We start from the raw sequence: 12,643 nt of genomic DNA, 5'->3' as shown, positions 1-12,643 counted from the left end.
TATCTTTTCTTAAACATTTGTTTAATCAATTTAAACAAGAGCAGTACTGCAAGAAATAGTAGTAGCTTAATTTCGCTCAGCTAAGATTTAATGGACTTTATAAGCTAGATATTAAATCTTTAAACCACAACCAATCACATGAATACGGTATTAAACCGACCGTAATTCGTCAGCAATAGATATCCAGCAATATAAAAACAGCAACAATCAGATCTTTTAACCTTGCCTCAACTTGGGCTTATACTATCTTTTAATATGACATATAAAATCAGGTCCGCCTTTATTTGCGCACTTATTTCTTTTTTGGCACTATACACTGCAATTGCACAGCCAGGTAAAAGGCGTGATTCGCTGATGTTTTATCAAAGCGTTCAAACCTATGTTAATCCGGTTTTGCCCGGCGATCATCCAGATCCGACTCTATTGAAAGTAGGAGATGATTTTTACCATTGCGGGTCTACTTTTCATTTTAACCCCTATATGCCCATTTATCATTCTAAAGACTTGGTTCATTGGGAAATTATAAGCCGTGTGCTGCCGGCATCCAAAGCCAAGTGGGTAACTGACCGGCCATCGGCAGGCATATGGCAGGGTGCTATAACCTACTTTTACGGTTCTTACTGGATATACTTTTCGGCGGGCGGCCAGTGGTTTTGCAAAGCTCCTTCACCAAAAGGGCCCTGGTCTGAGCCTGTTCAGGTGAAGTCAAATCCCCAAACAGGTCCCCTGGGTTATGATAATTCTATTTTTGTAGACGATGATGGTAAACCTTATATGGTTATTAAGAACGGGCAAAAGGTTAACCGGTTACAGGCATTAGGCAAAGACGGGCAACTTACAGATACAGTTATAAACCTGGACTGGATCAATGCCAAATTACAATACAGTTGGGCCGAAGGCCCCGTTATGTGTAAACGTAATGGTTATTATTACTATTTTCCGGCAGGAGACGTGTCCGGTGGGCAATATGTTTTACGGTCCTCGGCGCTTACCAGTGATTCAACAAAATGGGAAAGGTTAGGAGATTTCTTTAAGCCTATTACAGATGCAAAGGTGGGTTTCCGCAGGCCTAATCACATTGCCGCGCCCGTGCAGTTATCGGATGGCTCATGGTGGACCATTGGACAGAGCTATGAAAAATATGATGGTGATGATTGGTCTGGTACAGGAAGGCAAACCGCCCTGTATCCTGTCATTTGGGAGGGTGATCGTCCTTGGGGTTTGGCACCAACTACACAACCCATAGCTAAACCCAATCTTCCACAATCCGGTATCCTGTGGAGGAGCATGAAATCAGATGATTTTGAAAGTCAGACCTTATCATTGAACTGGCATTTTCTTACCAAAAAGGCATCAGAACAATATTCGCTCTCTAATCATAAAGGCTGGCTTAGTCTTAACCCAGATACGAGCCGGGCTCATTTGTTTCAGAAAGAAACCGATCATTTTTATTCAGTAATTACTAAAGTGAATCTCGATGCTGTAACAGCTCAAGATAAAGCAGGTATATGCCTAACTAACGGCAACCAAAAAGTGATTGTAAGATTGTACACTGGATTTGATAATGGTCAGCAGATTATAATGGAAATGGATACAGCTGTACGGAGAGCAGCTAACCCAATTGGTGCTACCGTTTGGCTAAAGGTGGAAAGAAATGAGCATTTGCTTACTGGCTTCTATAGTCGCGATGGCAAATCCTGGGTAACTTTGGGCAAGCCGGTTAACGTGGTCAATCTGGATAAGGCACAGCCCAACTTTAATTCATGGGTGGGTACCAGTGTAGGACTGTTTGCTGAGGGTAAGCGTGCTGACTTTGATAGTTTCACAGTCAAAGATGGCTTTTCTGCAATTCCTGCAATAGGTATGAATAATTATTTTGGTGTTAATAAGCTTGCCGATCACTCGGTTACCAATGTATCGCCGTTGGGTGGCTGGTTCATGATATCGGGTGTTGATTTTGGGCAAAGCCCGGCGGTTGAGATGGCAATCAAGGCCGCAAGCCGTGCCAGAGGCGAATTAGAAATATGGCTGGATGATTTGCAAAAAGGACAGCGAGTTGCAAAAGTTAAGATAGAGCCAACAGCCAACCGTGAATGGAAAGCGTTTACCGCTACTTTAAAAAATATAAAAGGCCAGCACGACTTGTTTATTAAATTTCCACGCGGAACTGCAGGGGATATTCAGATAAAAAACATCCAATTGACTGATTGAATTACCGACTAATACTTCCGGCTTATTATAGACAAATAGTTATCCATAATTATGGCACCGAAAATCTCGATTTTGCTCTTAGTCCTTTTTATGCTTTTTGCGAGCTTATCCTTTGCACAAAAGGAAAGCAATAAACAGCAACGTAAAAGTATAACAGCTGCTGAGGCTAACTATACCAATCTTTTCCGTGCAGCCGGATACAGTGCTGTAGAAATTGATCGTAAAGTGGCTAAGGCCTATTATGATATTTTTGAAGGCCCTAACCGGGTTTACTTTACTGTTGGCGATACCATGGCTTACGTATCAGATGTTAAAAACCATGACGCCAGAACGGAGGGGCTTTCGTACGGGATGATGATTGCTGTGCAACTGAACAAAAAAGAAGTGTTTGACCGCATATGGCGTTGGTCTAAAAAGTATTTGCAACATCAAAGCGGGCCGCGTGAAGCCTATTTTGCCTGGAGTATAAACCCGGAAACACTCAAACGTAACTCCGATGGTTCCGCCTCCGATGGTGAACTGTATTATATTACCAGTTTGTTGTTCGCATCCAACCGTTGGGGCAACCAAACAGGCATCAATTATTATCAGGAAGCACGCCGTATACTGGATGACATGTGGAAAAAAGACGGTACCGGGAATATCTATAACCTTATTAATGTGGAGCATAAGCAAATAAGCTTTGTTCCTGAAGGAGATGGTTACCAATGGACCGATCCATCATATCACCTGCCGGCATTTTACGAAGTATGGGCCATGTATGCTAAGGACGGGCATGAAAAATTTTACCGGGATTGTGCCGACACCTCGCGAGCGTTTTTACACCGGGCGTGTCATCCGGTAACCGGATTAAATGCCGACTACACAGAATTTAGCGGTAAGCCACACAGTACCCGTTGGATGCCACCAGCATTCAGATATGACTCATGGCGGGTACCTATGAATATTGCTATGGACTACGTTTGGTTTGGTAAAGATAAGAATTGGCAGCAGGGTTATGCGCGCCGCTTGCAGGGTTTTTTAAGAACAAAAGGCATTAATACATTTGAAGATCAGTTCAATCTGGATGGGTCCAAGCCGGAGTTTATTCTCAAAGCTGGGAACAATGGCCCCAAATTACGGCATTCATTAGGGCTGTTAGCTACTGCAGCCTCGGCCTCATTAGTTAACCGGGATACTAAAAACCTGGATTTTGTTCACGCCTTGTGGGATGCTAAACTAGAGCCTTATGCGGATGGGTATTTTGATCCTTATTATGATGGCCTGCTTTACCTGTTCAGCCTGATGCACCTGAGCGGCAAGTATCGTATTATACAGCCTAATTAGTTGTAATCATGTTTTCATGCCCGGATATAAGGCATATGCGCTTTCCAAGCGTATTTATAGTCCACCTCTGTAGTTAACTTAAATAAAAGGCAACCCACGGGTTGCCTTTTTAACATGTACGATCGCTTATTGCCTTGCGTATCAAAATAACAACTCCTCCGCTACGCTAATTCTCTAAGTAAAGGAAACACATTGTAGTTTGCCTAAACGCAATTATGTTTTACTTACTTAAACTGGTGTTAATCTTATCGCTGATGCGGAAAAAATCGAAATCGGCATAGCCGCCGGGCTCCGTTGTAGAATAGTTAAACAAACCGAATCTATATCCCATAAAGTGTGGAATAGTATAAGCCATATGCAAAATGTTGCCAATTGAAATCCACTTTTTACCGTCTAAGCTATAAGCAAATGTAGCCTGATCTACTCGGTCAGTAAATTTGCAATCAGCTTTAAGGTAAACAGTTTTTTGTTGCAGCTGTACACGGGTCACTTCTGTGTCGGTGCCCGATTCACCGTTGACCATAACAATAAATTTTTTTCCACCTTCTGCCTTAACGCCAACCCAGCCAAATCTTTTTTGTAATAATAATAAGCCCGCGCGGTCACCGTCTTTCATTTGGCTGATGTCTAAAGCTGTGTTTGCAGAGCTTACCGGCCCAAACGTGCGTTGAGTTAATGTATTCCGGGCCAGAAAAATGCTTGTATCGGTTCGGCCGGTAGTCAGGCGAAGGTATCCAGGGCGCTGGGTAAGTGACCAAAGCTTATTGTCGGGGTTGTGGTTCCACTGCCATACCAGCGGCAAAGCAGAACTGTTCTTATTAAGCAAAAATTCGTCTGATGCGACAATGCCAGAAATTAAGCTTTTGTTAGCAGGCAAGGCTAATTCCATTGGCACCTTTCCATTGTCGCCTATAATCGGCCATCCATCCTGCCAGGTAACCGGAACCAGGTAGGGAATACGTCCAACCGCTCCAAAATCTCTGAACAGGTAAGCATACCAATTGTCATTTGGTGTACTAATTAATCCCCCTTGTGCTACGCCTTTATCCTGAAGGCCAACACGACCTTCATAAGGTCCGGTTATGTTGTCGGCCCTATGAATAATTACGGTACGCATGCCGCCTTTAGGCCAGGAGATATTGAAAAGGTAATACTTTCCTTTAATTTTAAATAACTGCGAACCTTCGGCGGGCAAACCAACATTGGGCCCGGCCACAGTGCTGGCGTTGGCAATAATTTCCTTTGGCGAAGTGCCCGGTTTAATTCCCGACAGATCGGCATTCAGTTCGGCAAGCATAATACGCCCGGCTCCGTAAATCATGTAAACTTTTCCATCGTCATCAAAAAACAAGGAGTGGTCATGCAACGATGGCTTGAAAGAAATTGCCTTCCATGGGCCCTTTTCAATGTTTTTGGTTGAGTATATATAGGTTTTACCTGTTGTACCGGCAAATGTTGATACGTAATAAGTGCCCTTATAAAAGCGAAGGCTGCTCGCCCAGGAACCCCGACCATATGTGCTCTTTCCGTTAGCAAGGTTCAGTTCATCCACATCGTCTAGTGTGTTATACGCATAGCTAACTAGCTGCCAGTTTACCATATCTGTTGATTTCATAATAGGAACGCCTGGACTCATGTGCATGGTTGTGCTGCTCATATAATACGTATTGCCCACGCGTATCATGGATAAATCAGGTACGTCTGCATATATAATAGGGTTTTTGGCCGGTTGAGCTACTAATACTGATGCTATAGTACTAAGTAAGAGTAAAAGTGGAAAAGGTTTATAAAGTGAAATTTTCATCTTGTGGCGTATACTCAATTTAGTTCCCATGTAGTTTGTTGATCCGTTTACCCTTATCAGCTAGAAGCTTGCTGTGTTTAGGATAAGCCGACGATAAAAACGAAATTACAGACATTTATAAAGGTTGTGCTGCACAACCGTCAAAATAGAAAATACATTTGTTTAAGCTCTACTTCTACTTAAAGTGTAGTGATACTTATCCATCTCAATGGCCATGTGCAGATAGTGTGATGCCGTTGTATTAAAGATGTCTGTATTCACTTTTAGTTTAACATCCGTTGCCGCTCCCGGAAGCCCACAATCATATTCAGCATCTAAATTAGGTTGGCTTAGCTAATGACGAATAAATAAGAAGATATGGGCTCACCTAACAAAATGCTTATTTGTAGCAATAATGGAGTGTTTGGAGTGCACATAAGTGCTATCTTTTTATTCGAATGTAGCATTTGTGAAGAAAAAATCGCTCGAATTTAGCCGTTGCTAATTGTTCCCAACATTTGGCGATAACCAAATTTATAAAGTAACCTTAAAGCCGTTTTTGCAAAATTAATAAAGTTTAAAGCGCATCAATGATTCTGCAATCGATTGCAGAAGCATTGATGTATTTAGCTTAAGAGGGAGTAACATTCATCAAAATTAGAATATGAGTAGAAGACAGATTTAAATACCAATCGATAACCTCCATTTTGTTGGTTAAAGCTGTTGAACAGCTTATTATTAATCCTGAAATATCAATCAATTATTTACGCTTCATGAGAATAATTAAACAAAAAAACTGGTGTAGGATGTGTGTTTTGGCTTTCTTGCTGGCATTACATTCTATATCCTTATATGCGCAGAATCAAACAATTCAAGGTAAGGTGCTCGATGAAAGGGGCGACCCTTTAGCAGGAGCCACCGTCCGTTCCTCTGGTTCACAGGCTGCTGCCACAACCAACGCAAATGGCGAGTTCAGCCTTGCCGTAACGGGCGATGTAAAAAGCATCATCATTTCATTTATCGGCTACAACAATCTAGAGAAATTAATTAACGGACAGTCTGGTAATTTAGGTAGCATCTCATTGGTGAAAAATAATAATAACCTGAATGATGTAGTTGTTGTGGGCTACGGTACGCAACGTAGGGAAGCGGTGACCGGGTCAGTTGCTTCTATCAGTGGTGATAGGTTGCGCGACGTGCCGTCTCCTAACATATCTCAAGCGCTTCAAGGACGTTTACCCGGCGTAGAAATTACGCAAACTAACTCTAAGCCCGGGTCAAACATGCAAATTCTTATTCGTGGCCAACGCTCGCTTACTGCAAGCAATGACCCTCTGGTGGTGCTTGACGGTATCCCTTTTGCCGGAAACTTAGGCGACATTAATCCTAACGACATTAAAAGCCTGGATATATTAAAGGATGCATCTGCTACAGCTATTTATGGTTCACGCGGTGCTAACGGCGTTATCCTGGTTACAACAAACAGGGGGCAAATTGGCGGTGATGCCAAAATTACTTATAACGCCTATGTGGGTGCACAAACACTTTTTGCCAGGTATCAAATGATGAACGGGCCTGAGTTTGTTGCACTGCGCAAAGCAGCGGGGTTATACACAAATGGTATTGATGAGGCTGATAACGTAGACACCGACTGGCAAAAATTGCTTTATCGCACCGGTATTGTAAACAGCCATGATGTAGGTGTTTCTGGTGGTAGCAAAACAGGCAGTTATAGCTTCGGTGGTGGCTACTATAGCAATCAGGGCGTAATACCTACACAAAAATATACCCGGTATACCTTGCGCGGATCCGTTGATCAGCAAGTTGGCCAATACATTAAAGTAGGCTTTACAACCAATAATAATTACAATTTAACAGAAGGTAATCAGGTAGGTATTTATGGCAATTTAAGTAATTCTCCGATTGCAAACCCATTTAACGCAGATGGCACAACCAAAAGAACCATTAAAATGCCGTTGGATGAAAGCTATGTACTTACCCGAGACATTGTGGAGAACCTGCACAACCAGTGGGTAGATGAAACCAGAGGCTTTGCTACTTATAACTCTATGTACGGTGAGGTAAGGGTTCCGGGCGTAAAAGGCCTAAAATACCGTCTCAACCTGGGTTTAGATTTCAGGCAAAGTAATTTTGGCAATTACACAGGTACCGGTATAAACAGTGCTACCCCTACAACACTATCAACAGCCAACGTTAATAACTCACATAATTACCATTGGACGGTTGAAAACCTGCTGACCTACGACCGTACTTTTGCCCAAAAGCACAACATTAACGTTTTGGCCTTATACTCTGCCGAACAAAATAAGTATTATGCTTCATCTATGTCGGCCAGAGGCATTCCATCGGATGCTTTTCAGTTTTACAATTTAGGTCAGGCTACCGGTGAGATTACCATTGGTAACGGAAATTACCAGTTAACCGGCTTGAATTCTTACATGGGGCGTATCTTATACGCTTATGACAACCGATACTTGCTAAGTGCCACGCTGCGCTCCGATGGATCATCGCGTTTAGCTGCTGGTCACAAATGGCATACTTTTCCGGCCGTTTCTGTGGGTTGGAATTTAACCAACGAATCGTTTATGAAAGGTGTTACCGGCTTAGGTAACCTAAAACTAACCGCCGGCTATGGTCAAACCGCCAATCAGGCTGTTGGACCTTACCAAACGCTAGGCCTGTTATCTACACGGCAATATAACTTTGGCGACACCAATTACGCCACTGGTTATTATGTAACACGTCTCCCTAACTCGGCGTTAGGCTGGGAGTATTCAGACACTTATAATTTTGCCGCCGATTTTGCAGTATTAAAACGCCGTTTATCGGGTAGGCTGGAGTATTATGTAACCAATACTAAGGATCTTTTGCTAGATGTAAGTTTACCAACAACTTCTGGTGTAAACGCTTATACGGCTAACATAGGTCGTACCCAAAACAGAGGGTTTGAAATGTCTTTGAATGGTACGATCATAGATAATCCGAAAGGTTTAACCTGGGATATGGGCGTTAACTTCTATATCAACAAAAATAAGTTGGTAGCACTTGCTTCAGGACAGACCAGAAATGAAGGAAATGCCTGGTTTGTTGGGCATAATATCAATGCCATATTTGACTATAAATACACAGGCTTGTGGCAGCAGGGTGATCCTTACCTAAATATTTTAGAACCAGGCGGTAATGTAGGTATGATAAAAGCCGAATATACCGGTTTATATAACGCTAACGGCCAACCAACCAGACCGATTGGTGCTGATGATCGTCAGATACTAGATGTAGATCCAAAATTTCAGGGTGGTTTCAATACCCGTTTAGCTTATAAAGGATTTGATTTAAATATTGTTGGGGCTTTCAAAAGCGGAGGCGTGCTCATTAGTAGTTTATACGGCTCTAGCGGATACCTGAATTTACTGACCGGAAGACGGAATAATGTAAAGGTAGATTACTGGACGCCAGAGAATACAGGTGCCAAATATCCAAAACCTGGCGGTATTCAAAGTGGTGATAATCCGAAATATGGAAGCACACTGGGGTATTTTGATGCTTCTTATCTCAAGGTCAGAACAATGACGCTTGGATATGATTTAAACAGATTGATGCCTAAAATGTCGAGCATGAGGGCACGGCTATATTTTACTGTTCAGAATGCCTTTGTATTGTTTTCACCGTACCATAAAGAATCTGGTATGGATCCGGAAACTAATTCTTATGGTGATGAAAATGCAGCTGTACCTTTAGCGGCCTCTCAAAGACGATTATTAACAATCGGAACCAATACGCCAACCACTCGCAATTACCTGCTTGGACTAAATGTATCATTTTAAAATGTTTGTGATGAAAGGATTGAAAATAAAAACAATTATAGGATCTGCCCTCTTTGCCTTGATTTTATCTGGAGGATGCAGTAAAGTGCTGGATGAAGATCCACGGGCAACGTTTACGCCTGATTATTTTAAGACAGAGCAAGGTGTTAACGGCGGACTGACCGCCATGTACTACCATCTTCGCCAAATTTACGGACAAGCCTATTACTATAATTCGGGCGTTACGGGAACTGACGAAGCCACCTGGGGCCAAAGTGCCGACGGGAACTTTAAAGATTATGACTGCTCGGGCGTGGGTATTATCCAGTCTACTAGTTTTCCGAGCAGTATATTGTGGGGAGAAACCTTCCCTAACATTAATACAGCCAGTGGCGTTATCGAAAATGCGAGTGCAGTAGGTATATCGGCAGCTTTGGTAGCCGAAGCCCGTTTCTTCCGTGCTTTTGATTACTTTTTGCTGGTACAAACATTTGGTGGCGTGCCACTTGATTTGGGTGCTGGCGTGCTCAAATTTAACACTTCTCCAATAACAACGTCAGTTCGGAACACTGTACCAGACGTTTATACCAAAGCGGTATTCCCTGATTTAGTGCAGGCCATAAAAGATTTACCGGCAACCGGACGTGTAACCGGGGGCCTAACTAAAACTGCGGCGCGTTTAATGCTTTCTAAAGCATATTTAACCTATGGCTGGTGGCTGCAGAACCCTAACAATATACCAACTTATCCGGCCAGCAACCGTACCGATCCGGACGGCCATGATGCTGCCTGGTACTTTCAGCAGGCCTATGATGTGGCAACTGCAGCAATTGATGAACCGGGACCGTTTAAATTGCAGCCGACTTTCTATGATGTAAACGTAGGTTCAAACGATCGCAATAGTGAAATGGTGCTGTATGCCGACCATACACAAACCAGCGAAAAGTATAATGGTTCCAGCCTTACTTTTGGCAGTGGCGGTGCCCCTGATAATTTTGCCGGCTGGATGATGACCTGGAACTATCCCAATATTAAAAGTGGTAACGAAAATTCTGTGCAGCGTGAGGCCGAACAGCATCTTGGCCGCCCATGGGTACGGATGGCGCCAACCATAGAAGTGTTCAAAAATACTTTTGCCGATAAAACAAATGATTCGAGGTATGATGGCACCTTTACTACTGTTTACCGTGGCAACTGGCCTAAAGGTGGCAGTACAACCAAAACTTTGCCTAATGCAAACGGGTTGCCAGTTGCCCCTGGTGATGCTGTGTTAACTTTTTTGGATAATGACAACCCTGCGGTTACCTATGCAGCTGGAAACGGAAACGTAGGCGCCGGCGTATTACCTGGAAGGGCTGATTTTGTTGTTAACCCAAGTGGAATAAGCAGAATTATGTACCCGGGTCTTTGGAAATTAGGACCTTATCGTACTGATAACGGCACAGGTCTTGGCCAACCAAACGCAGGTAGCACACGTCCTTACCCTATCGCTAAATTTTCTGAATTGTACTTTATAGCCGCTGAAGCAGCTGTTAAGGGTGCGGTAACAAAAGGTGGTAAATCAGCCAGAGAGTTAATTAATGTAATTCGCGCGCGGGCTGGTAAATGGCGTTTCAATAATAATGGCAATGTTGTAAAAGTTGAAGACAACAGCGCAGCGATGGTTGCTGCTACGCCTGCAACAATTGATATTAACTATGTCCTGGCAGAACGCTCGCGAGAGTTTTATGGAGAAGGTGGCAGGTGGCTTGATCTGATCCGGACCCAAAAATGGGGGGAAGTTGCCCGAACATTCACTATCTGCGGTACTAATTTTGGTGATCATACACCAGCTACAGTAACACGTACTATTGATAATCACCTTTATCTTCGTCCTATACCGCAAGGTCAAATAGACAATATGGTGGTTTCGGCTGCTGAAAAAGCGGCGTACCAGAATCCTGGATATTAATCAACAGTCTATAGTTGTTTAATAAAAAAGGCTGCCTTAGCAATAAGGCGGCCTTTTTTATTGTTCTTTAAACAAGTTGTAAGTTATAGGCGGTTTTATATCGGAGCGATTTAAAGCGTATAGCTAAGCTATACATTTAGTCGCCTGTATTAACTGGTATGTAAGCAACCAGACCGTCAAAAACGGCAGTCTCAAAGTTCACTAAGGAACTGCTCGGTTAAAAATTAACCACTTCCCAATAAGCCTTTTTAGGTTTCAAATTGGTGTCAAAAAGTAGTGGGTAATTTTTACGCCCCCGGCCATCAAGCCAGGTATAACGGTCCGAAACGTTCCAGAATGTAACTCCGGTTATATTTTTCTTGTATTTGCGGAATACTTCAAAAGCCATTTTATATTTTTCCAGTTGCTGTTGTTCCATTTCGGGTGTAAATGTGGCTTTAGCCTGTTGTTGTTCTCCACTAATTAGTTGTCCGCCCTGCCGGCCTGCATATACCGATATATCAAGTTCTGTAAACTGTATCTGCAAACCTAATGACGAGAACATTTTAATCGACTTTTCCAGTTCATCACGGCTTGGATTGGTAACCGACCAGTGCGCTTGTAATCCCACACCGTTCACTGGCACTCCCTTTTCCAACAGGTTTTTCAACAACTTGTAAATCTTTTCGCGTTTAGCCGGTTGCTCAGTGTTGTAATCGTTATAAAATAACACGGCTTTAGGATCGGCCTCATGGGCATATTCAAATGCTTTCTCAATAAATTCCTGTCCGGTTATTTGATTCCATTTCGATTTACGCAAAAAAGTAGTATCGTCGGCAACGGCTTCGTTTACTACATCCCAGGCATAAATTTTCCCTTTATACCGGGTCACTACTGCATGAATATGTTTCCGGAGTCGTTCCAGTAAAACCTCTTTGCTCACATCGTGGCCAGCTGTATCCTTAAACATCCAGGATGGTGCCTGGGCATGCCAGCAAAGCGTATGCCCACGAACTTTAAGATGGTTGCGTTGGGCAAATGCTACAATGCTGTCGGCATCACGCCAGTAAAAGCGATTTTCCTCCGGATGAATAGGTCCCATTTTCATAGCGTTTTCGGGCGTAATGCTGCTAAATTCTTTAACAATCAGTTGGCTCTCTTCTGTATGTAACTCTCTTGGCGTTACAGCAGCCCCAACAGGGAAATATTTTCTGTAGTAATCCTTTAATCCCTTGTCCGAATCAATTTTTGACGGCCGCCAGGCCAGCCCGGTGATACACAAAGCTACAGCACCCGTTAAGCAGATGATTTTACCTTTTCTTTTCATAATTTTATGAGATAATTTGAATGTGACAGCATAAAACCGGATGATTTAAACTTTTGATGACTAGCTGTTTTCTAACGGTTTTGCAGATTTTCAAAAATAATGGCATGAAAGAGAATGAAAGGTGCCGTTTGTATATATCATTTCTACAAATGTTCATTAACCCGTTATAAAGGCAAAGCTCATTCGGATTACGCCTTCTGTTTTAGTAAACATCCTTTTTTAAATTTAGCCGATACCCCCTT

6 protein-coding genes are annotated in these 12,643 nt (G+C 42.8%); 4 read left to right on the top strand and 2 right to left on the bottom strand.

The genetic code is table 11. The annotated features are described in order from the left end of the window. The first annotated feature begins 255 nt into the window (after positions 1-255). Positions 256-2,211 carry a family 43 glycosylhydrolase gene (locus tag ABDD95_RS22710; RefSeq protein WP_345949654.1) on the top strand — a complete coding sequence of 652 codons (1,956 nt, stop codon included), beginning with the start codon at positions 256-258 and terminating at the stop codon, positions 2,209-2,211. Positions 2,212-2,262: 51 nt separating this feature from the next. Continuing rightward, positions 2,263-3,537, top strand: coding sequence for a glycosyl hydrolase family 8 (locus ABDD95_RS22705; RefSeq protein ID WP_345949653.1), 1,275 nt, complete (start codon positions 2,263-2,265; stop codon positions 3,535-3,537). A gap of 220 nt (positions 3,538-3,757) precedes the next feature. Here ABDD95_RS22705 and ABDD95_RS22700 read toward each other — a convergent pair whose 3' ends face one another. Next, positions 3,758-5,341 (bottom strand): glycoside hydrolase 43 family protein, encoded by a 1,584-nt coding sequence (locus tag ABDD95_RS22700; RefSeq protein ID WP_345949652.1) that lies wholly within the window; start codon positions 5,339-5,341, stop codon positions 3,758-3,760. 752 nt (positions 5,342-6,093) lie between these two features. Here ABDD95_RS22700 and ABDD95_RS22695 point away from each other — a divergent pair. Then, positions 6,094-9,165 carry a SusC/RagA family TonB-linked outer membrane protein gene (locus ABDD95_RS22695; RefSeq protein WP_345949651.1) on the top strand — a complete coding sequence of 1,024 codons (3,072 nt, stop codon included), beginning with the start codon at positions 6,094-6,096 and terminating at the stop codon, positions 9,163-9,165. A gap of 10 nt (positions 9,166-9,175) precedes the next feature. Continuing rightward, positions 9,176-11,095 carry a RagB/SusD family nutrient uptake outer membrane protein gene (locus ABDD95_RS22690; protein WP_345949650.1) on the top strand — a complete coding sequence of 640 codons (1,920 nt, stop codon included), beginning with the start codon at positions 9,176-9,178 and terminating at the stop codon, positions 11,093-11,095. A gap of 217 nt (positions 11,096-11,312) precedes the next feature. Here the strand turns inward: ABDD95_RS22690 and ABDD95_RS22685 are convergent, their stop codons facing one another. Continuing rightward, a complete protein-coding gene (locus tag ABDD95_RS22685; RefSeq protein WP_345949649.1) occupies positions 11,313-12,401 on the bottom strand; it encodes an endo-1,4-beta-xylanase in 1,089 nt (362 codons plus the stop codon). Positions 12,402-12,643: the final 242 nt, after the last annotated feature.

The organism is Mucilaginibacter sp. PAMB04274 (genome assembly GCF_039634385.2).
Lineage (GTDB): Bacteria > Bacteroidota > Bacteroidia > Sphingobacteriales > Sphingobacteriaceae > Mucilaginibacter.
This window is presented reverse-complemented; position numbering and strand designations above follow the sequence as displayed.